The 20,328-nt window shown below is 61.2% G+C and carries 18 protein-coding genes; 5 read left to right on the top strand and 13 right to left on the bottom strand.

What is annotated here, in order from left to right:
- Positions 1 to 7: 7 nt before the first annotated feature.
- Positions 8 to 1,069, bottom strand: coding sequence for a dTDP-glucose 4,6-dehydratase (gene rfbB, locus P3T17_RS19655; protein WP_074265680.1), 1,062 nt, complete (start codon positions 1,067 to 1,069; stop codon positions 8 to 10).
- Positions 1,070 to 1,456: 387 nt separating this feature from the next.
- Entirely contained in the window at positions 1,457 to 2,386 is a 930-nt protein-coding gene (locus tag P3T17_RS19650) for a GDP-mannose 4,6-dehydratase (RefSeq protein ID WP_429408617.1), read from the bottom strand.
- A 110-nt stretch (positions 2,387 to 2,496) separates the two neighbouring features.
- Between P3T17_RS19650 and P3T17_RS19645 the strand changes: the two genes are divergently transcribed.
- On the top strand, positions 2,497 to 3,360 hold the full coding sequence (locus P3T17_RS19645; RefSeq protein ID WP_429408616.1) for a symmetrical bis(5'-nucleosyl)-tetraphosphatase: 864 nt from the start codon (positions 2,497 to 2,499) through the stop codon (positions 3,358 to 3,360).
- Positions 3,361 to 3,377: 17 nt separating this feature from the next.
- Here P3T17_RS19645 and P3T17_RS19640 read toward each other — a convergent pair whose 3' ends face one another.
- The 8 genes from P3T17_RS19640 to P3T17_RS19605 form a co-directional block, all read right to left on the bottom strand.
- A complete protein-coding gene (locus P3T17_RS19640; protein ID WP_429408615.1) occupies positions 3,378 to 4,238 on the bottom strand; it encodes a lysophospholipid acyltransferase family protein in 861 nt (286 codons plus the stop codon).
- A 15-nt stretch (positions 4,239 to 4,253) separates the two neighbouring features.
- Positions 4,254 to 5,531, bottom strand: a complete 1,278-nt coding sequence (locus tag P3T17_RS19635; RefSeq protein ID WP_429408614.1) for a dihydroorotase — start codon at positions 5,529 to 5,531, stop codon at positions 4,254 to 4,256.
- 17 nt (positions 5,532 to 5,548) lie between these two features.
- Complete coding sequence (locus P3T17_RS19630) at positions 5,549 to 6,589, bottom strand: aspartate carbamoyltransferase catalytic subunit (protein WP_074265685.1); 1,041 nt, start codon at positions 6,587 to 6,589, stop codon at positions 5,549 to 5,551.
- Between the two features lie 59 nt (positions 6,590 to 6,648).
- Positions 6,649 to 7,179, bottom strand: a complete 531-nt coding sequence (gene pyrR / locus P3T17_RS19625; RefSeq protein WP_429286461.1) for a bifunctional pyr operon transcriptional regulator/uracil phosphoribosyltransferase PyrR — start codon at positions 7,177 to 7,179, stop codon at positions 6,649 to 6,651.
- Positions 7,166 to 7,606 (bottom strand): Holliday junction resolvase RuvX, encoded by a 441-nt coding sequence (gene ruvX / locus P3T17_RS19620; protein ID WP_429286462.1) that lies wholly within the window; start codon positions 7,604 to 7,606, stop codon positions 7,166 to 7,168. The genes pyrR and ruvX overlap by 14 nt, the downstream gene beginning before the upstream one ends.
- Complete coding sequence (locus P3T17_RS19615) at positions 7,603 to 8,181, bottom strand: YqgE/AlgH family protein (protein ID WP_074266193.1); 579 nt, start codon at positions 8,179 to 8,181, stop codon at positions 7,603 to 7,605. Before P3T17_RS19615 ends, ruvX begins: the two co-directional genes overlap by 4 nt.
- Before the next feature lie 200 nt (positions 8,182 to 8,381).
- Positions 8,382 to 9,800, bottom strand: coding sequence for a hypothetical protein (locus P3T17_RS19610; protein WP_429408613.1), 1,419 nt, complete (start codon positions 9,798 to 9,800; stop codon positions 8,382 to 8,384).
- A gap of 76 nt (positions 9,801 to 9,876) precedes the next feature.
- Entirely contained in the window at positions 9,877 to 10,047 is a 171-nt protein-coding gene (locus P3T17_RS19605) for a rubredoxin (protein WP_008342674.1), read from the bottom strand.
- Positions 10,048 to 10,318: 271 nt separating this feature from the next.
- On the opposite strand from P3T17_RS19605, the gene P3T17_RS19600 reads away from it, so the two are divergent.
- Together P3T17_RS19600 and cysC are read left to right on the top strand one after the other, a co-directional pair.
- A complete protein-coding gene (locus P3T17_RS19600) occupies positions 10,319 to 11,179 on the top strand; it encodes a hydroxymethylpyrimidine/phosphomethylpyrimidine kinase (protein ID WP_074265690.1) in 861 nt (286 codons plus the stop codon).
- Between the two features lie 660 nt (positions 11,180 to 11,839).
- Positions 11,840 to 12,427 (top strand): adenylyl-sulfate kinase, encoded by a 588-nt coding sequence (gene cysC, locus P3T17_RS19595; protein ID WP_429408849.1) that lies wholly within the window; start codon positions 11,840 to 11,842, stop codon positions 12,425 to 12,427.
- Positions 12,428 to 12,560: 133 nt separating this feature from the next.
- Here cysC and groL read toward each other — a convergent pair whose 3' ends face one another.
- The 3 genes from groL to ltrA form a co-directional block, all read right to left on the bottom strand.
- Positions 12,561 to 14,204, bottom strand: coding sequence for a chaperonin GroEL (groL, locus tag P3T17_RS19590; RefSeq protein ID WP_074265692.1), 1,644 nt, complete (start codon positions 14,202 to 14,204; stop codon positions 12,561 to 12,563).
- A 52-nt stretch (positions 14,205 to 14,256) separates the two neighbouring features.
- Positions 14,257 to 14,547, bottom strand: coding sequence for a co-chaperone GroES (gene groES, locus P3T17_RS19585; protein WP_025496518.1), 291 nt, complete (start codon positions 14,545 to 14,547; stop codon positions 14,257 to 14,259).
- Between the two features lie 863 nt (positions 14,548 to 15,410).
- A complete protein-coding gene (gene ltrA / locus P3T17_RS19580) occupies positions 15,411 to 16,784 on the bottom strand; it encodes a group II intron reverse transcriptase/maturase (protein ID WP_429408612.1) in 1,374 nt (457 codons plus the stop codon).
- 866 nt (positions 16,785 to 17,650) lie between these two features.
- Here ltrA and P3T17_RS19575 point away from each other — a divergent pair.
- Both P3T17_RS19575 and P3T17_RS19570 read left to right on the top strand, forming a co-directional pair.
- Positions 17,651 to 18,913 carry a hypothetical protein gene (locus P3T17_RS19575; protein ID WP_429408611.1) on the top strand — a complete coding sequence of 421 codons (1,263 nt, stop codon included), beginning with the start codon at positions 17,651 to 17,653 and terminating at the stop codon, positions 18,911 to 18,913.
- A gap of 146 nt (positions 18,914 to 19,059) precedes the next feature.
- On the top strand, positions 19,060 to 19,491 hold the full coding sequence (locus P3T17_RS19570) for a hypothetical protein (RefSeq protein ID WP_429408610.1): 432 nt from the start codon (positions 19,060 to 19,062) through the stop codon (positions 19,489 to 19,491).
- The last annotated feature ends 837 nt before the right edge of the window (positions 19,492 to 20,328 follow it).

The following is a 20,328-nucleotide window of genomic DNA, read 5'->3' as shown; positions in this document are numbered from 1 at the left end:
GTTGCCTTTACGCGCGCTGCGCGTAGTTGGTTTCAACCCACTTGCGGTATTCGCCCGAAGCGACTTCGTCGACCCATTCCTGGTTGTCGAGATACCACCGCACCGTCTTTGCCAAACCCGTCTCGAAAGTCTCGGCCGGCTTCCAGCCCAGCTCGCGCTCGAGCTTGCGCGCGTCGATCGCATAGCGGCGGTCGTGGCCGGGGCGGTCCGTCACATACGTGATCTGATCGCGGTACGAGCCGGCCGCCTTCGGACGCTGCTCGTCGAGCAGATCGCACAACGTATGCACGACGTCAAGGTTCTTCTTCTCGTTCCAGCCGCCGACGTTGTACGTCTCGCCCGGCACGCCACGCTCAAGCACTTCCCGGATTGCGCTGCAGTGGTCGCCTACGTACAGCCAGTCGCGCACGTTCTGACCGTCGCCGTACACCGGCAGCGGCTTGCCAGCCAGCGCGTTGGCAATCATCAGCGGGATCAGCTTCTCGGGGAACTGGTACGGGCCGTAGTTGTTCGAGCAGTTCGTCGTCAGCACGGGCAGGCCGTACGTATGGTGGTAGGCGCGAACCAGATGGTCGGAGCCGGCCTTGGTGGCCGAGTAAGGGCTGTTCGGCGCGTAAGGCGTGGTTTCCGAGAATTGCGGATCCGTGGCCGACAGCGAGCCAAACACCTCGTCAGTCGAAACGTGCAGGAAACGGAAAGCGGCCTTGTCTGCGTCGCTCAACGCGCTCCAGTACGAGCGGGTCGCTTCCAGCAGCGTGAATGTGCCCACCACGTTGGTCTGGACGAAATCAGCAGGACCGTGGATCGAACGGTCGACGTGGCTCTCGGCCGCGAAGTGCAGCACCGCACGCGGCTTGTGCTCGGCGAACAGCGCGTCCAGCGCTGCCCGATCGCAGATGTCGGCACGCACGAACACGTGCTTCGGATTGTCCTGCTGCGACTTGAGCGTGCGCAGATTGCCTGCGTAGGTCAGCTTGTCGAGGTTGAGGACCGGTTCGTCCGAGGCGTTCAGCCAGTCAAGCACGAAGTTAGCGCCGATAAAACCGGCACCGCCCGTTACCAGGATCATAGAATTCCTTGCTAGATGTTCGTAGTCGATGCGACCCGACGCGTCGATCCGGTTACCCGTATGGTTGGTGTGCGACGCCTTGTGATTGCCTTACGGCTGCGTCCCATGCAAAAAACAGGCGCCAGAATGCCCAAATTTTATGATGCCCCGATTATAAAGCGGCAGCAGCTAAAAACTAGAGCCCTAACAACTTGAAACAGCTTGGCAACGACCGTATGCAGATATGATGGAATAAGGGGAAATTACCCGAAGTTACTGACAATTCCCGGGAATCGATTCCGATCTGAATGCTCTGGGAAAAGCCCGCGTTGCAAATGGACATACAAAAAGGCGCCGTGTAAGGCGCCGTCATCGAATCAGTAGCTGCTGCACCATTTCCGGCCGCTTTCAGGCCGCCAACATCCATTGCAGCGTGTCCCGGAATCCAATCGCCTCGACCTCCGGCACCAGCTTGCGTAGCTTGGCCGGCGATCCAGCCAGCATCTTCACATCGGTCTGGCGCACAAACGCCGGATTGACCCGGATCTCCAGTTCATGGCCTGTGATCTCACTGGCCATCGCCAGAATCTCCCGGAGGGTATAGGGCTGTCCGGTACACACATTCACCGTCTCACCCACGGCACCGGAGTCCAGCAGCGCCTCGTACGCCCGTACCACGTAGCGGACATCCGAAAAGTCACGCGCCACGTCGATATTCCCCAGCGAAATTCCAGGCTCCCGGCGGGCAAAATGTTCCACGATCTTGGGCACGAGGAAATTCGCAGTCTGCCCGCGTCCTGTGTAATTGAACGGCCGGACAATCAGCAGCGGCAGCCGGTCGAACCACGTGCGCACGAGCGACTCCATCGACGCCTTGCTGGCTGCATAGTGATTCACCGGCGCAACCGGAAAGCTCTCGTCGATCGCCTCGCTGGTCACGTTGCCATAGACGTTCGCACTGCTTGCCACCAGCACCTTGCGCGGCGTATGACCGACATCCGCGCATGCCTGCAGCAAGTTCAATGTGCCAAGCACGTTGACGCGATAAAAATCGAGCGGATCGTTATGGGCGACAAAACTGATGGCCGCAAGGTGCACGATGTAATCGGGCCGCACCTCGTCGATCACCCGGCGGCACTCCTCCGGCGAAGTGATATCGAGCCACCGCCGCGACGGCGTTTCCGGCGTGCCCTGCCCCGCCACTGTCTCAGTCACGGCATGGCCGCTCGCCAGCAGATTGCCGGTCAGCCAGTTGCCCGTGAAGCCGTTCGCGCCCGTAACGAGTGTCCGTGTCAGGCGTTCAGCGTGCGTCGCTGGTTTCGTCGTTTCTCCGTTCACTCTCTTTCTCCTGGTCCTTAAAGCGTCGCAATACCGTCGCATCAAACGGGCTATTATGTCAGGCTACCATGATGCATCCACCGTCAGTGTGTACCTGATTCCGTCCCCAGATGACCGTTCCCAGCCTTCCGCATTCCGTACCCCTTGCCTTCGGTGACCTGCAGGGTTGCCGTACCCCGTTCCAGCAACTGCTTGCGAAGGTTGCGCCGTCGCCCGAGACGCCGCTGTGGTTCGCCGGTGACCTGATCAATCGCGGCAGCGAGTCGCTCGCCACACTGCACGACATCATCGCACTTGGCGAACGTGCCAAGCCGGTGCTCGGCAATCATGACCTGCATCTGCTGTCGGTGTCGGCCGGCATTCGCAAATCGAAAAAGGGCGACACGATCGACGAAATTCTCGCCGCGCCCGATGCCGAAGATCTGCTGCACTGGGTCCGCCATCTGCCGGTAGCGCACTTCGAGAACAACATGCTGCTGGTTCACGCAGGCGTGTTGCCGCAATGGGATGTGACGCTCACGCTCGAACTCGCCGATGAGTTGCAGCGGGCGCTGCGCGCGCCGAACTGGAAGGAGACGCTGGCGGGTCTATACGGCAACGAGCCGAACCGCTGGAAGCCGGGCCTGAAGGGCATCGACCGTCTGCGTTTGACCTGCACCGCCCTCACGCGTCTGCGCTTTTGCAATCTGGACGGCGAGATGGACTTCAGCACGAGCGGCGGCCTCAATTCCGCGCCGCCGGGTTTTATGCCGTGGTTTGACGTACCTTCACGGAAGACCTCCGACATCACCGTGGTGTTCGGTCACTGGGCTGCGCTGGGTCTGGTGATGCGCGACAACCTGATCGGGCTCGATTCGGGTTGCGTATGGGGCGAGGAATTGTCCGCGGTGCGACTCGCGGCAAATCCGGCCGAACGCACGTTGACCCAGGTCGAATGCACGGACTGCCGCTCCTCAGCCAACTCGGGCAATTAGGCCAGCCACTGAGCTAACTAAGCCGAACGCCCGTGCTGATCGACGTTGTCGATCAGCGTCCCTTCGTGCGACGCAGTTGCATCGGTGGCGTTCGGAATGGCCGATGCTTCGCTTTCCAGAACGGCCGCGGCACGAGCAGGCGTGCTCGCTCCTTGCAAGCTGCGTAGCGCCGCCCCTACCGCCTGTTCCGCCTGCGCTGCCAGCGTGCGCCGGTCGGCGCCCGGAGCCAACGCCTCGCCCACATAGACATGCGCCGTCAGCGGACCGCCGCGTAGCAGCGCGTCGAGCGACTGGCCGAGCGACATGTCGCCGATATACGCCGGCGCGGTCGATTGCCGGCCCTGCGTATCTTCGTACATCAGACAGACCGGCTGCACCGGGCTCGCCGCCGACACTGCCGCCTGAAACATATTGGCATGGAACGGTAGCAGCGCGAGGCCATCGGAGGTGGTGCCTTCCGGGAACACGCACATCAGTTCGCCTGCGCTCAAACGGTCGGACAGTTCGTGCATGATCCGCTTGGCATCGCTGCGCTTTTCGCGCTGGATGAATACGGTCCCCAGTTGCTGCGCGAGCCAGCCCACCACCGGCCATTGACGGATCTCGGCCTTCGAGACGAACGGCGTCGGCCGCCATGCGTTGATCACGTAGATGTCGATCCACGAGATGTGATTAGCCACCACTAGCGCGCCGGCGTCGAGCCGCGCGCTGTCGTTATGGACGACAAGACGCATGCCGCACAGCCGCAGCATCTTCAGCGACCACGCGCGATTGAGCGCTTCCCGCTCGGCAGCGCTTGCGCGCGGAAACCGCGTTGCTACCGTGAACATGCCGTGCAGCAGATGTGCGATCAGCCGGGCCTTGCGAAATGCGAGCATGGATGCAGTCCTAAGTTAGCGCTGTTCGAATGCAACGTGTCCGGAGACGATCGTCGTTCGTACGCGTGCCGGCAGTTCGTAGCCGAGGAACGGCGTGTTGTGCCCCTGGCTTTTCAGCACGCGCGGTTCGACGCGCCAGTGCGCGTTGCGATCGAAGATGCACAGATCGGCGCAGGCGCCCACAGCAATGCGGCCGGCTTCCAGCTTCAGCACGGCAGCCGGAGCTGCGGTGATACGGTTGAGCGCTTTAGCCAACGGTACGCCGGCCTCGTCCGCCCACTTCACTGTCAGCGAGAGGAACAGCTCCAGACCGGTCGCGCCCGGCGTCGCTTCGGCGAAGGGCAACAGCTTTTCATCATCGTCGACGGGGGTGTGATCGGAACAGATTGCATCGATTGTGCCGTCGGCCAGGCCCGCGCGAATCGCTTCGCGATCGCGCTGAGAACGCAGCGGCGGATCGAGGCGGAACTGCGCGTCGAAGTAGCCGATATCGAGGTCGATCAGGTGGATATGGTTCACCGTCACATCGCACGTGACCGGCAGGCCTTCGGCCTTGGCCGCGCGCATCAGTTCAATGCCGGCCGCCGAGGACAGGTGCGAGAGGTGCACACGTGCACCGGTCACGCGGACCAGTTCGAAGATCGTATGGAGTGCGATGGTCTCGGCCGACACCGGCACGCCCGACAGCCCCAGCCGCGAGGCCAGCGCGCCACTCGCTGCGACGCCGCCTTTGCCCAGATACGCATCCACGGGACGCAGCCACACCGTGTAGCCGTAGGTGTTCGCGTACTGCAGCGCGCGCAGCAGCACCTGCGTGTCCACCACGGGCACGTCCGCTTGCGAGAAACCGATGCAGCCCGCTTCGGTCAACTCGACCATCTCGGTGATCACCTGGCCTTTGAGGCCCACCGTCAGCGCACCAAGCGGATACACGTGCGCCTGGTTCAGATTGCGCGCGCGAAACTTGAGCATTTCAACAAGGCCCGGTTCGTCTAGCACCGGATCGGTGTCGGGCAGACAGACGAGGCTCGTCACGCCGCCCGCGAGCGCCGCGGCCATTTCCGATTCGAGCGTGGCCTTATGTTCGTAACCCGGTTCGCGCAGACGCGCGGCGAGATCGACGAGTCCCGGCGCGATTGACAGGCCCTTGGCGTCGATCGTCTTCGCCGCGTGGAAATCCGCGGGTGCTGCGCCGAGTGCAACGATCTTGCCTGCCGCAATACAAATGTCCTGCTGCTGTTCGGTGCCGGCCGCCGGGTCGATCAGCGTGCCGCCTTGAATATGAATCTTCATCGCTGCCTTTGTTTTGCTCAGTCGTTGTTGCCAGCCACGATGCCCATCACGGCCATCCGCACCGCTATGCCAAACGTCACCTGATTCAGGATCACCGATTGCGGACCGTCCGCCACCTGCGAGTCGATCTCCACTCCACGGTTCATCGGACCCGGATGCATGACAATCGCGTCGGGTTTCGCCAGCGCGAGACGCTCGGGCGTCAGTCCCCAGCTCTTGAAGTATTCTTGCGCAGACGGCAGCAGCGCACCGCTCATCCGCTCGTTCTGCAGACGCAGCATGATGATGACGTCGACGTCCTTCAGGCCTTCGTCAAGGTTGTGGAACACCCGCACGCCCATCTGTTCCAGACCGCCCGGCAGCAAGGTGCGCGGACCGATCGCACGCACCTCCGGCACGCCGAGCGTGGTCAGCGCATGGATGTCCGAGCGCGCCACCCGCGAATGCAGGATGTCGCCAACAATCGCCACCCGCAGATTCGTGAAATCCTTCTTGTAGTGGCGAATCGTGTACATGTCGAGCAGACCCTGAGTCGGGTGCGCATGACGGCCATCGCCGGCGTTGATCACGTGCACGTGCGGCGCGCAATGCTCGGCGATCAGGTACGGCGCACCGCTCGAAGCATGGCGCACCACGAACATGTCCGCATGCATCGCCGACAGGTTGTTGATGGTGTCCAGCAGCGACTCGCCCTTGCTCGTCGACGACGCGTTGATGTTCAGGTTGATCACATCAGCCGACAAGCGTTTCGCGGCAATCTCGAAGGTGGTACGGGTGCGTGTCGAGTTCTCGAAGAACAGATTGAACACCGATTTGCCGCGTAACAGCGGCACCTTCTTGACCTCGCGGTCCGTCACGCTGACGAACTGCTCGGCGGTGTCGAGAATGTGCGTGACGATCTTGCGCGGCAGGCCTTCGATGGTCAGCAGATGCTTGAGCTCACCGTTTTTGGTGAGCTGCGGGTTGCCCTTCAGGAAGCCGTAGCGAAAGCGATCCGGCGACGGCGTAGCGCCAGTGGTGTCCTGAGGATCCTTGGGAACCTGAGTAGCGGTATTCATGGGGTACCTGAGTTGTTTTGAGTGCGTGCGCCGCGGCGGCCACGGCACACACCTCACGCTCAATCGACGCGTGCTTCGGTGTGAAACGTGAAACGCTGATCCGCGGTGTCGTCGCGCGCGAGCACGAGGGTTGCCTCGGCCGGCACATCCACCACCCCGCCGACAAAACGCGCCGCCACCGGCAACTCGCGTCCGCCCCGATCGGCGAGCACGGCGAGTTCGACCGAAGCCGGGCGCCCATAGTCGTAAAGCTCGTTTAGCGCTGCGCGCACGGTCCGGCCGGTGTACAGCACGTCGTCTACCAGCACGATGCGGCGATTGTCCACTTCGAACGGCAGCGAGGTCGGACTTGCCTGCGCGTGCAGCCCTTTCTTCGCGTAGTCGTCGCGATGCAAGGCGACATTGACGACGCCGAAACTGCCGACGTTCAGATCTCGCGCGAGACGTTCCACGAGCCACGCGCCGCCGCTGTAGATGCCGGCGAGCACGACGCCGCTGGCGCCGCTGCGGTCGCCGAGTTGTTCACCATAAGCGGCACGGATCTGTTCGAGCAAAGCGCGATACAGTGCCTCGGCGTCAATGGAACTCATGATCGTCGGAAAGTCCGTCTAGATATTGCTGGAGGATGATGCAGGCTGCTTCGGCGTCGAGCATGTCCGCGCGGCCATTGCCGGCTCGAATCCCGGCTTTTGCCTCGACCGACGAGTAGCGTTCGTCGATCCATGTCACCGGCAGGTTGAAACGGCCGTTGAGCTGGTTGCCGAAGCGTTTCGCGAGTTGGGTCATTTCATGCGGTGCGCCGTCGGGATGCATGGGCAACCCGACCACCAGCGCATCCGGCTTCCACTCGGCGATCAGCTTGCCGAGTTCTTCGAAGCGATACTCGCGGTTACGGTTTTGCACCACTACCAGCGGCCGTGCGCTTCGGGTCAGCGAGTTGCCGACCGCCACGCCGATGCGTTTTTCACCATAGTCGAACGCCAGCAGCGTTGCCGCACGTCCGGCTGGACTGCTCATGCGTGACCTGCTTCGCCCGAGAGCATCGAGAGGGAAATACCGAGCAGCGCGAGCGCGGCTTCGAGGCGTTCTTCGGCCGGCACGTCGAACACGATTTTCGGATCGGATTCGACGGTGAGCCAGCCGTTCTTCGAGATCTCTTCCTCGAGCTGGCCCGCGGCCCAACCTGCGTGGCCGAGCGTGAGCAGAAAACGTTCCGGACCCGTGCCGCTCGCCACGGCCTCGAGCACGTCTTTGGAGGTGGTCATTTCCAGACCGCCGGGCACCGACATCGACGACGTATAAGGGCTGCCGTCTTTCGGATAATGCAGCACGAAGCCGCGTTCGGTTTGCACCGGGCCGCCGAAATAAACTGGGACATGCAGCAGGGGTTCGATCTCGAGCTTCAGATCGATGCGACTGAACAGCGCTTCCAGATCGATATCGGTCGGCCGGTTGATCACCAGGCCGAGCGCACCGCGCTCGCTGTGATCGCAAAGGTAGACCACCGTTCCTGAAAACGTAGGATCCGCCATGCTCGGCATGGCGATCAGGAACTGGTTAGTCAGATTGATGCGATCGGTACTCTTGGACATAGTTCGGATTTTAGCAAAGACGATGCGGAATGGCGGGCTTTGAGCGTAGGGCAGATCAGCTGCCGCGATCCATGAACTGCGGATCATGTTGCCACTCTATCACGCGCTTACACCTCGCCAACGGTGCGTATTCGGGTGCGCATCCGAGGGGTGCCGGTTAGTGCGTCCGCGCATGCAATCTGCAAGGCGGCTTAAGGGCGTCAGCCTTGCTCGATAGCCCGCGTCAGCGCGGCCAACGCAGGACCGGCGGCTGGCGGAGCAACGCCCGCGGCAATCTTGTGCAGCATGGCCCGCAACGCTTCGGCACCTTGCTCGAGCGCCTGTGCATCGGGCGCGCTCACGATCACGTGCGCACGCACCGCAGGTGTCGAGACACCGGCATGCGCGCGGCGGCGCCACGCGAGGCCGAGTGCGTCTGCGAGGAGCGCGACGTGGCCCAGGCCGAGCGCGCACGCAGCGGCGCCGAGACGATACGCGGCGTCGCCGGCCTGCAGTGCTTCGCTCGGATCGGCTTTTTCCAGTTGACCGGCGCCCCGCGCATGTTCAGCGAGCGCGGCGATGGCCGCGTCAGCCGTCTGCAGGAAATCTTCATACGCGTGGGCATTGACGGTAAGCACGCCCAACTCGCGGGTACGCGTCACGCCCAGACCACCCGCGCCAAGCTCTTGCGCCTCCGTCGCGCCCGCTTCCCACAACGCCTCCGACTCCTGGGTGGCGGCAACGTGCCAGTCCACGGTCAAGCCGTAATCGTGCAGCAGTTCGACGTGTTCGGCATCCTCCGCTGCAGCACCGAAGAGCGCGTAATCGCGCCAGAGCAGCGCCAGCGTCGCACGTACCAGCGAGCGCGAAGCGAGCGTCGAGCCGCGAGCGTGATCCGCCAGGGCGAGGTTGCAGCGTGCGTGGAAGCGCCGCGCGTCTGCGTCCCCGACTAAGTGACCGCTCACGCGCAGCGAGCGGGCACATGCCGAAGCGAGACGCCAGAAGTCGTAGGGATCGGGGCCCGCGAGTTCGGCGAGGCACGCGTCGAGTTCATCGAGCGCGGCGCGCGTCAGCGCGGCTACGGCAGCGCTGGCCGCTCCGTCACTCGAATGCGCCCGCAACACCGGCAACAGGGCCCGCTCGTAGCGAGCCCGCAAGTGAGCGAGACGCTCCGCCGGCTGCCCGCTGAACGACACAGGCGGCAACGGCCGCACCGCCAGCGCAAAATCTTCGTAGGTGACCGTGAAGCCTGGTGTGCGCTGCGAAATCAGTGCACTGAGCGCCTGATAGTGGCCGTACAGAATTGGCGAGCAGGACAGCTCGCGCAGGTTGTGCCGCGTGGTCGCTGCACGGAAATCGTGCAAGGCCTCGGTAAACAACTGACGCGCGTCAGGTTCTTCGGGTGGTTCCGCAGCCGTTAATGGCGAGACCAGCACTAGGGCATCTGCCAGCTTCTGCGCCCCGAGCCAGCCCGCCTCGCGGAAAGCCTGCGCCGCGCGCAACAGCGCAGCCGCCGTGTCGCCGCGCTGCTCGAGCGCAAGCTGCGCCTCAGCGAGCGCGAGTTCCGCGGAACGGACCGACCCGCCACGCGGGTTGGGCAGTGCGTCGAAAGAGGCAGGTGATGCGGATCGAGGGATCATGGGCAGGCGACATGAACACGGACAAGCCGACGAACGCGATCACGCCGCCCGTCGGGACGCGCGACGCTTGCGACGGTCAGATCTGGACCATCTCGAAGTCTTCCTTGCGGGCTCCGCATTCGGGGCAGGTCCAGTTAATGGGAACATCTTCCCAACGCGTGCCCGGCGCGATTCCTTCATCTGGCAATCCGGCTTCTTCGTCGTAGATCCAGCCGCAGATCAGGCACATCCAGCTTCTATATTCCATTCTTGTGTCGCGTCAAAAAGAGCGTTGAAACGAGAGCCATGATGGTACCGTGTTGCCGCCCCAATGCCTAGCAATCGAAAGTCGCCACGTTGACGTGCCGCAGGCGCGCCGCAGACGAAGCTGGACAAGGCGCGGCACGATGCCCCGATTCAGTGCGCAAAGTCCTCTGCGGATGCGAAAAAACGCCCCGTTAGCGCTTTAGGCCGCATAATTGAGGCGACTGCGCCCACGCTGCGCGCTTACATACGCCTACTTCCTGCCAACCATTTTCATGCCCAGCGACACGCCTCCGATCGTTCTCACCTTCGGCCTCTCCGATCCGACCGGTGCTTCCGGCCTGCAAGCCGACCTGATGACGCTAGCCAGCATGGGCTGCCACGGCGTCAGCGTGCTGACGGGTTTCACCGTGCGCGACTCGGCAAACTGCGACGAAGTCACCGGGCTGGATCCGGAAGTCGTTGCAACCCAGGCGCGCATGCTGCTCGAAGACATGCCCATCGCCGCCTTCAAGGTGGGGGCCGCCACGCGAGCGGAAGTGGTGAGCGCAATCGCCGAAGTCGTGGCCGACTACGACGATATTCCGCTGATCCTCGCTCCCGATTTCACGCTGGACGACGAGCACGTGCTCGCCGCCGACGAACTGCGCGAGGCGATTGCCGACCTGCTCGCACCGCAAACCACGTTGCTTGTGGCCGATCACGCCACCCTGCTCGCGCTCGCGCAGCCGGACGGGGACGCCGAGGCGCCGAGTCTCGACGCGGCAATCTCGCACCTGCTATCGCAAGGCTGCGAATACATCCTGTCCACGGAAACTGGCACTCACCGGCTCGTCAATACGCTTTTCAGCGACGACGGCCAGTTACGCCAGGATATGTGGGACCGTGGCCCGCACCGCATCATGGGTTTGACCGACACGCTCGGCGCTGCTATTGCAGCGTTGCTGGCCAACGGTCAGGACCCGGCCGAAGCTGTGCGCGAAGCTCAGGAGTATCTGTATCAGGCCATGCGCAACGCGTTTCGTCCCGGGATGGGGGCCTATCTGCCGGACCGGTTTTTCTGGGCCCGCAGTAGCGACGAAGAAACGCCGCTGGGTAGCGCGAAAGATGCGCCGCCGGGAGAAGCGCGGCACTAAGCGATGCGGGGCGGGGCCGGTCGCGGACGCCGGTACGCCCTGGACTATTTCCTGCGCTTACCTCTCAAGCTTACGCAGCACCGACTCCAGCCTTTCATGGGTTTCTGCGCGCCGCTCAAGACAGCGCCGCCGACAGCATTGGCCCGATGCCTTCTCCCCTCAGGGACATCCTCAAACTCAGCTGTTTCAAGCCCTCGCTGGGCTAGCCTCCTTTGGCACCGCCTCGCTCCCACCACAGCCAGTCAATCGTGTTACGAATCATCACGTACCCACGTTGGCACGCGGTGTTCAAGCAGAAAATTCGCACGTCCTGATTACAAACGTAATCAAACGTTACAACTGGATTGCTTATCAGCCAGTAGAATTTACGAACTGTAATGTCGCCGGCGCCCCTTATGCCACCTCAGACCCCGTCTTTTCACACGCCTCAGGGCGATCACGCGTGCGCGATCGGTTCGTGCCGCAACGAACATTCGACTAGGCGCCCCGGTCAGTTGACCGGCATCGACGCCAGCGGGAATCTTTAAAGTGGACAATTCACACGCCTACGTCCGCTCCCCTTCTGACGCCAGCCCCGACCTCCCGGACACCGGCCATGGCGCTCGAACCACCCGTGAAGCAAGCACATCCGTGGCGTCCGCCAAGCCTGCACAAGCGCTCCTGCAACGCGTCAGCGGTGCGGTAGACGTCCAGGACCGCGCGCGGATGTTCCAGCAGAAGGCCGTCACGGTCTGGCTCACCGGTTTGTCCGGGGCCGGAAAATCCACGATTGCGTATGAACTGGAACGACAGCTCATCGCCTTGGGTCACCCGTGCTATGTGCTAGACGGCGACAACGTCCGGCACGGCCTGGCCAGCGATCTCGGTTTCAGCAAAGAAGACCGGCGCGAGAATATCCGCCGCGTGGCGCATGTTGCCCAGTTGATGAACGATGCCGGTCTGATTGTGATTACCGCGTTGATTTCGCCGATGGGCGAAGATCGAGCCATGGCGCGCGAGATCATTGGGCCTGACCGGTTTGTCGAGACCTATCTCTCCGCTTCCGTGGATGACTGCGCGCGGCGCGATCCCAAGGGTCTGTATGCCAAAGCACGGGCTGGCGCAATCACGGCGTTTACCGGCGTGTCCGCACCCTACGAGGCTCCGGCCAACCCGGAGTTACGCGTGGATACCGCGACGCAGAGCAAAGACGCGAGCGTGGCGGGGATCTTCGACTATCTGCATGAGACGTATCTCCTGAAGCCCTAAATAAAAGATCCATCTGGCTTCGGAAACGAAAAAACCCGCATCGCTGCGGGTTTTCTCTTTTGGGGAGCACGCCTTACAGCGCGCCGCCCCCATGTGTTTCGATACGAGGCTCCCGGAGGAGCCCCATCCGAAATTACATGTCCATGCCCATGCCGCCCATGCCGCCCGGCATTCCGCCGCCGCCCATCGGAGCATCTTCCTTCGGCAGTTCGCAAACAGCTGCGTCGGTCGTCAGCAGGAGACCTGCCACCGATGCTGCGTTTTGCAGTGCCGTGCGCGTGACCTTCGTCGGGTCCACAACACCAGCGTCGACCAGGTCGACGTACTCGCCGGTTGCTGCGTTGTAGCCGTAGTTGCCCGTGCCTGCTGCAACTGCTGCCACCACGACGCTGGCTTCTTCGCCGCCGTTCGTGACGATCTGGCGCAGCGGTTCTTCCATTGCGCGCAGAACAATCTTGATGCCTGCGTCTTGATCGGCGTTAGCGCCCTTCAGACCGGCGATTGCCGTACGAGCGCGGATCAGTGCGACACCGCCGCCGGCCACGATGCCTTCTTCCACAGCTGCGCGCGTTGCGTGCAGTGCGTCTTCGACACGCGCCTTCTTTTCCTTCATTTCGACTTCGGTCGCAGCGCCGACCTTGATCACTGCAACACCGCCGGCCAGCTTGGCCACGCGCTCTTGCAGCTTTTCACGGTCGTAGTCCGACGTTGCTTCTTCGATTTGCGTGCGAACTTGCTTCACGCGCGCTTCAATGTTGGCACCTTCACCAGCGCCGTCGATGATCGTGGTGTTTTCCTTGCCCACTTCGATACGCTTCGCTTGACCCAGTTCAGCCAGCGTTGCCTTTTCGAGCGTCAGGCCGGTTTCTTCAGCGATAACTTGACCGCCGGTCAGGATCGCGATGTCTTCCAGCATGGCCTTACGACGATCACCGAAGCCCGGAGCCTTGACAGCAACAGTCTTCAGAATGCCGCGGATGTTGTTCACAACCAGCGTTGCCAGAGCTTCGCCTTCGACGTCTTCTGCGATGATCAGCAGCGGACGGCCAGCCTTGGCGACTTGTTCCAGAACCGGGAGGAGGTCACGAATGTTCGACACCTTCTTGTCGTGCAGCAGCACGAACGGGTTGTCGAGCACAGCAACTTGCTTGTCCGGATTGTTGATGAAGTACGGCGACAGGTAGCCGCGGTCGAACTGCATGCCTTCAACCACGTCCAGCTCGTCTTGCAGCGACTTGCCGTCTTCAACCGTGATGACGCCTTCCTTGCCGACCTTGTCCATTGCTTCAGCGATACGGTCGCCGATCGACGAGTCGCTGTTTGCCGAAATCGCGCCAACCTGAGCGATTTCCTTGTTGGTCGTGCACGGCTTGCTGATCTTGCGCAGTTCTTCGATAGCTGCAGTCACAGCCTTGTCGATACCGCGCTTCAGGTCCATCGGGTTCATGCCCGATGCGACGTACTTCATGCCTTCGCGAACGATGGACTGGGCCAGGACCGTTGCGGTCGTGGTGCCGTCGCCTGCGTTGTCGCTGGTCTTGGAAGCCACTTCCTTGACCATTTGCGCGCCCATGTTCTGGAGCTTGTCTTTCAGTTCGATCTCTTTCGCGACCGACACACCGTCCTTGGTGACCGTCGGGCCGCCGAAGCTGCGTTCCAGGACAACGTTGCGGCCCTTCGGACCCAGCGTGACCTTCACAGCGTTCGCGAGGATGTTCACGCCTTCAACCATCTTGGCACGGGCGGAATCACCGAATACGACGTCTTTAGCTGCCATCTTCTAACTCCTTGAATTCTTGGGATATAACCGGGTAAGTAGCGCTTTGCGCTTACTTCTGCACCACGGCCATGATGTCTTCTTCGCGCATCACGAGCAGTTCGCTGCCGTCGACCTTAACGGTCTGGCCTGCGTACTTGCCGAACAGGACGCGGTCACCAACCTTCACGTCGAGCGCGATTTGTGCGCCCTTGTCGTCACGCTTGCCCGGGCCGACTGCCAGAATTTCGCCTTGATCCGGCTTTTCTGCTGCGGCTTCGGGGATCACGATGCCCGACGCGGTCTTGGTTTCTTGATCCAGACGTTTGACGATCACGCGATCATGCAAAGGACGAAGGTTCATACATACTCCTCTCTTGATTGAGACTGAAGAACGCTGAGAAAACCCGGCTGGCTGGGCCAGCCGGCGATGTTGTTAGCACTCTCGTGCAGCGAGTGCTAATTATATGGACGGGCGGTGACAAATTCAAGAAGGATGGGGGTGGGAATTTTTTGCGAGGGTTGTCGAGATTCACTTAACTTTGAACTTTGTTCACTTAAGTTTGAACTCGTGACCTGCGCTCGGACGCGCCAACAGGGCGAACATTCCATAAAAACAATGACTTATAACCCACGTAGCCGTGCCGCAGGGTTGCGCACGCTGCTGGCCACCCAGCGATTTCTGACGACCATCGTTCCGCAAAACGTAACGACTGACATTCAATCTAGGGTAAACCCCCGGAATCGATCTCATTTCTCATCCAAGCCCGGGAAGTTCGAAAAAGATGATGCGGCTTGCGGCTATCAGGTGCAGCCGATGCACAGAGTTCTGGCAGGTGATCCAGTTCGTCTCCCTGACGGCACCCCAGTGGGAGTGTTCGAAGGTGGCTAGACCCGAAAGTAGGGAATTTACTGGACCGTCCGAAAGACGTGCTTTCTTTGAACGCCGCCCGTACTCAGCCGCCCGCCGTCGTATGTGCGCTCAATCACGCCAAGTATGCAGACGGATGACCCATCTGTACGAAACGGCGATCGTCGCGTGTCGGTAGAGTCGAGATGTGGCGCGGTGGCAGTAGGTTCGGTTTGTCTGTTGCCGCCCCTTTCGTCTGGCGGTGCCCGAGTAACCTCGCCCTAACTCCGTTTCCACACCCCGCTCATTGAACCGGACATGCAGATCTCCCGCATCCGGCTCTCGGACAGGACACCACGCCTTCACACACGGCAGGTTCACAACCATGGACCAGTCAGACGCACGAGACCGAAGTGCCCGTAGAGATGCGGGGATGGATAAGTCCCGCCTCTGCGACGTCGAACCTTGTACTTGTTGCGTAACCACCGACGCAACCGCGTAGCGGTGTAGCTGTCGAGCGCCCGATACGCGCGTCTGTCCGAGCCTACCTTGAAGTAGTTCGCCCAGCCGCGCAGCGTGCGGTTCAACCGGCCCACCAGCTCCGTGGTCTCTTGCCACACCGTCTTGAGGGCGGTCATCGCATGAATCTTTTCGACCATGCGCCGGATACTCTTCTTCGACGGACGCATGCCCATACGGGCCTGGCCTGTCGTCGCTGAGTACAGCCGCCCAAACGTATAACCCAGGAAGTCGAATTCGCCTTCCGGCACCTTGCAGATTCGTGTCTTCTCTTCGTTGACCGTCAGCTTCAGTTTGTCCATGATCTCGCGCATTCGTAACAAGGCTTCCTCAGCCTTCCCTTTCTTGCACAGGATCACCAGATCGTCCGCGTAGGTCACAATGCGACTGCCAAGACTGCGCTGAAGTCCGAGCTTCTTCCATGCCAGCACAAACCGGCGCATATAAATATTCGCCAGCAGTGGTGAGATGGGTGAGCCTTGCGGAATGCCACGTCTGCTGTCTTTGGCCTCCGTCGTACGTTTCTTCCGGCCTCGGGTATCGGTTTCTTCAACGGAGCATTCCAGCCACATCTTGATCAGATGCAGCACGCGCCGATCAACGATGCGTCGCGCCAGCGACAGCATCAGTTCGGCGTGTGGAATACTTCCGAAGTAGTCCGCAAGGTCGGCATCAACGACGTCCGTTTGCCCTCGATGCAGCCGTTCCTCCACCTCGATCACCGCTTGCTGGGCGTTTCGCCCCGGGCGGTAAGCGTACTGCTCCGATGGAAGGTCCGCTTCGAAGATCGGTTCGAGCACCAGCATCGCTGCTGTCATGCACACCCGATCACGCAAGGTCGAGATGCCCAGTGGCCTCAGCTTGCCATTGGCCTTCGGGATAAACACTCTTCTGATAGGGTCCGGCCGGTAACTCTCCTGCCTGAGCGCAAGCGCCAGTTCGCCGAGCCACTTCTGCACTCCATACGCTTCGACCTCCGCGAAGTCTTGCCGATCGACACCCGGTGCGCCCCTGTTCGAGCGACACTGGGCGTACGCATGCGCCAGCACATCCTCACGGTAGATCTTGTCGTACAGCGCGTAGAAGAGATACCCGGCTTCTGCCTTCGCTTTCGCGTGTAACGCCATCTGCAGCTTCTGAACACGAATCGGAGTTGATAGGTTGCCCAATCTCCACGTCCTCACTACGTATTGCGTCTGTCCTGAACTGAGGCCCCTTCCCTCCGCCAGCATTACCCGGCTTCACCAGTACTACGGGCCTCTCCGTCATCCCAAGGCGCCCGGCCTGTCCCTCGCGGGCGTCCGGTTGGTCATCCCTGACCACGCCGAGGGACTTCCCGTGTTGCGTACGCTTTCCTTGTGTACATGCTGTCGCCACTACCCCGGCGCAGCGACTGGGCGTCCAGCCTGCTCATTCGCCCAGTCGTATCAGCCTTCCCCGATAGGGTTGTCGGGTCGGCCTGCGCATCGACCTTTTCGAGGTTTGCCCGGCGTTCACTCGCGTTACGGCCTGCACACTCGCGCTGTCACCAATTTGTGACACGCATCACCGAAGGCTTCAGCCACTTCGTTGCCTCCATAGCTGCTCCGGTTGCTTCCGGCTGGAGCATTTGCCGGGCGGGGCTTGCACCCGCTGGAAAGCGCCACCTTTTCACGGCGCACACCCTTAGCGGTCGTTGAACTTGTACAATCGCAATGGCTGCTCCCCGAACCACAAGGGGCGGTCATCGGCGTCGAAGCGCGCGCCGTGCTGCCGGCGCTATATTTGCTCGTGGCGATTGGGCAAAATCAACGTGGTCCACGTTCCCGCACGGGCACGCAGACTTTGGTGGTTGGCTTCGGGCACGCTTTTCAATGTGGCTGGCGTATCTCTGCACCCGAATTAAGGCGATGCTCATGCCCTGTGAGGCGGCGCGCATGCGTCTTCGACCGAGTTGATCTTCCCTCTTTGTAAGCCGAGAAACCAATTACCTTAAACGATGCATTTCTTGAGCACGAATCGAGACGAAGTTCGCATCGAATACGTCCTCGCCGACTTCAGCGAGCGCTGCCACCAAGCATCAAACCCGGCCCACTAGAATTTCGAACCGCGACCACGTATGTCCACAAAACAGCCCGGTAAAGCTGCACGCGGCGCGAAGCAGGCGGCCGCTCCGTCACCGACGCCCGCGAACGACGTGAGCCGACAACGTACAATTCTCGACGTCGTCGAGGAAATGATGCCGGACGGTTCGCATTCGGAATTGGTAGAAGCAACGGATGACGCCTATGTCAATCGCCTGCTGCGGCTGATCATTCCGCCTCGCTGGCCTGCGGACATGTTTGCGGTCGTGGCAACGCTGATGGGACTCTCAGGGTGCTACACGGAAGCGTCTCTCGTTGGCAATCATTACCTGAATCACGATACGTACATCGGCGAAGTGATGCAGGCGGCCATCGAGTGGCGAGAAACCGGCAAATGTCCGCAATTGGTCGAAGTTTGGTGGTACGACCTGCTGGCTGTCCATGGTCCGACGCCACTGACTCGTCTCAAGGCTGAGATTCCATTTAGCACGGCTGTCGCGACTTTGATGCGCCTGCTCGCAGTTGCGGACGAAGCGTCAGCGGGGGTTGGATGGATGCCACGCGACGAGAAGAAATTGACCACGATTTCACTGCGAGCGTCCTTGTCGTTCCTTGATCACGTCGAGGCTGAAGAGGCTGCAAGGCTGCCATATATCCCCAATTCTCTGTGTGAGAGGGTTCCGCCGAGTAAAGCAACGGTGCTGCCCAAGTCGCTCACCCCGTCCGTGGGTTGTACGGTGCGCTCGATGAGTCACCACCTGGCACTGTTGCCGCCTTCAACTGTTGTGGAATCGGAATGGGTTCTACCTGACAATGGGCCGACCAATGGAACCATGCGCCTGCTCGTCATTCCGTACCCATTCCGGGTAGACGACGAGAGTTTTATTGCCTCTGGTCCGGTCCGGGAAATGAAGCATCAGGCGAAGATGCAGCCTTATTTCACCTTGGACCCGACTTGGCTGAGAAAGCCCAAGACGGTCACTGCCAAGCTGATCCGAGATGAATTGATTGCCCCGATGGTCGAGCAGGCGGTCAGCAAGTTTGGCGCGGATGCTATCGACGGCGTACTCTTTCCGGAATGTGCGCTCACGGAAAAACTTGGCGACGAACTGCTCGACGTGCTCGCTCGCAGGCCAATTCCGGGTCTCAAGTTTCTGATTACGGGAACGATGACTGCCGGCGAACAGGGCAACGAGTCGTATGACGGAATGCCAGGGCGCAATCGCGCCAAGACAATGGTGTTCGCGCCAAATCAAAAGAAGGCCGCGCAGCGGGTGCTATACGGGAAGGCTCATTAAAACATCATCGCTGGGCGCTGGATAGGGACCAAATCAAGCGGTATGGCCTTACCGGGATTCCGTCGCCGGAGCCGCTCAAGGTCTGGGAGCATATTGCCGTCGACAACAGACGCCTGCCCTTTCTCGCGCTGCGCGACGATCTCTGCATGACGGTGCTGATCTGTGAAGATCTGGCGCGCGCGGACCCGGCCATGCCGGTGATCCGGTCCGTGGGTCCGAATCTTGTAATCGCATTACTGATGGATGGCCCTCAATTAGCGGTTCGGTGGCCAGGCCGCTACGCGACGGTGCTTGCCGAGGATCCGGGGTCGTCTGTCCTCTCGATTACGTCGGCTGGCATGGTGGACCGCTCCAACTTGGGCGAGCGCAGTCCGGCGCGTGCGGTCGGTTTGTGGCGGCACGATCAGGGCTACAACACGGAGCTATTTCTTCCTGCGGGACATCACGGTCTCGTGTTGACGGTGAAGGCGAAAGAAGACGAACAGTATTCCCTCGACCACCGGAGCGACCTCCGGACAACCCGGCGCTGGAAACTCGAAACAGTCACACCGCTTGCGGTGAACGCCGATTGGCTCTAGTCTGGCAACAATACGTAGAGGGTAATGCTATGGCAGCGGTTCAACTTATCAGGGCGCGATCAGGTGTGTACGGACGGCAAGCGACCGACGAAGAGCGCGAATTGTTAAAGCGGTTCGCCCGCGACTATGTGGCTTCGACATCGACACATTCGGCTGCCGATGTTGCAGCCCTCAGGAGACTTGCAGCCCAAATGCTCAGCGATCCGCTTATTGGTGATACTGGCCAAGGCACGCGATCTAAAGATGAGGGGCGTACTAAAGCGCGAGTTGGGGATAGCGCAAAGGGGCGCGCTGGTAGCGGTTCGCCACGGAAGACTCGCGCCGCAGTCAAGACATCGAAGCCGGCGGCAAAGCGTGCGGCGAAGTCTGCGACAAAGTCACGCGCCAAAGGATAGCGGGTCGTTACCTGAGCGATAACGAATGGCGCTTATTGGCCGAACCCAACCTGATGACGACCGGCCCAGTTCGACCCGTTGCGGCCGGTCGATCAAGCGCGACATATAGGGCTGCTTTCGAGGTACAACGGGCATTCGTTTAGTTCTGTCGGAAGACGAGAGCTCGGCCATCGCGGGTGGTCAGCTAACGACCTTGCTTAGGTCGCTCCATGACGCCATTTGGCCGTTTGAGGCTGCGCTATCGAGAGAGAGAGAAGTCCATATCGCTATGAACGTGAAGCTACGACGCGGCGCGGTCGCACTCGAGTCACCAGATTGGTTTTTCCCATGCGATCCTCTTCCGCGGTCTTCGTGTTGTAGACGCCACGACGCGCACGCCATCGAACGCGGCCGCCCGCGCCTTGGCATCGAGCAACATCTCGTCGGCTTGGGTGAAGTAGCC

Source organism: Paraburkholderia sp. GAS82, assembly GCF_050436285.1.
GTDB classification, from domain to species: domain Bacteria; phylum Pseudomonadota; class Gammaproteobacteria; order Burkholderiales; family Burkholderiaceae; genus Paraburkholderia; species Paraburkholderia phenazinium_B.
Note: the sequence above shows the minus strand (reverse complement) of the source record. Positions and strands in the feature narration are given on the sequence as shown.

What these genes read in the sequence shown, in the direction of transcription:
- P3T17_RS19575 (WP_429408611.1), top strand. Translation starts at nt 17,651, where the DNA reads ATGTCCACAAAACAGCCCGGTAAAGCTGCACGCGGCGCGAAGCAGGCG.
- P3T17_RS19630 (WP_074265685.1), bottom strand. Translation starts at nt 6,589, where the DNA reads ATGAATACCGCTACTCAGGTTCCCAAGGATCCTCAGGACACCACTGGC.
- groL (WP_074265692.1), bottom strand. Translation starts at nt 14,204, where the DNA reads ATGGCAGCTAAAGACGTCGTATTCGGTGATTCCGCCCGTGCCAAGATG.
- ltrA (WP_429408612.1), bottom strand. Translation starts at nt 16,784, where the DNA reads ATGCTGGCGGAGGGAAGGGGCCTCAGTTCAGGACAGACGCAATACGTA.
- ruvX (WP_429286462.1), bottom strand. Translation starts at nt 7,606, where the DNA reads ATGAGCAGTCCAGCCGGACGTGCGGCAACGCTGCTGGCGTTCGACTAT.
- P3T17_RS19645 (WP_429408616.1), top strand. Translation starts at nt 2,497, where the DNA reads ATGACCGTTCCCAGCCTTCCGCATTCCGTACCCCTTGCCTTCGGTGAC.
- rfbB (WP_074265680.1), bottom strand. Translation starts at nt 1,069, where the DNA reads ATGATCCTGGTAACGGGCGGTGCCGGTTTTATCGGCGCTAACTTCGTG.
- P3T17_RS19615 (WP_074266193.1), bottom strand. Translation starts at nt 8,181, where the DNA reads ATGTCCAAGAGTACCGATCGCATCAATCTGACTAACCAGTTCCTGATC.
- P3T17_RS19570 (WP_429408610.1), top strand. Translation starts at nt 19,060, where the DNA reads ATGACGGTGCTGATCTGTGAAGATCTGGCGCGCGCGGACCCGGCCATG.
- P3T17_RS19610 (WP_429408613.1), bottom strand. Translation starts at nt 9,800, where the DNA reads ATGATCCCTCGATCCGCATCACCTGCCTCTTTCGACGCACTGCCCAAC.
- P3T17_RS19605 (WP_008342674.1), bottom strand. Translation starts at nt 10,047, where the DNA reads ATGGAATATAGAAGCTGGATGTGCCTGATCTGCGGCTGGATCTACGAC.
- pyrR (WP_429286461.1), bottom strand. Translation starts at nt 7,179, where the DNA reads ATGAGTTCCATTGACGCCGAGGCACTGTATCGCGCTTTGCTCGAACAG.
- P3T17_RS19635 (WP_429408614.1), bottom strand. Translation starts at nt 5,531, where the DNA reads ATGAAGATTCATATTCAAGGCGGCACGCTGATCGACCCGGCGGCCGGC.
- P3T17_RS19640 (WP_429408615.1), bottom strand. Translation starts at nt 4,238, where the DNA reads ATGCTCGCATTTCGCAAGGCCCGGCTGATCGCACATCTGCTGCACGGC.
- groES (WP_025496518.1), bottom strand. Translation starts at nt 14,547, where the DNA reads ATGAACCTTCGTCCTTTGCATGATCGCGTGATCGTCAAACGTCTGGAT.
- P3T17_RS19600 (WP_074265690.1), top strand. Translation starts at nt 10,319, where the DNA reads ATGCCCAGCGACACGCCTCCGATCGTTCTCACCTTCGGCCTCTCCGAT.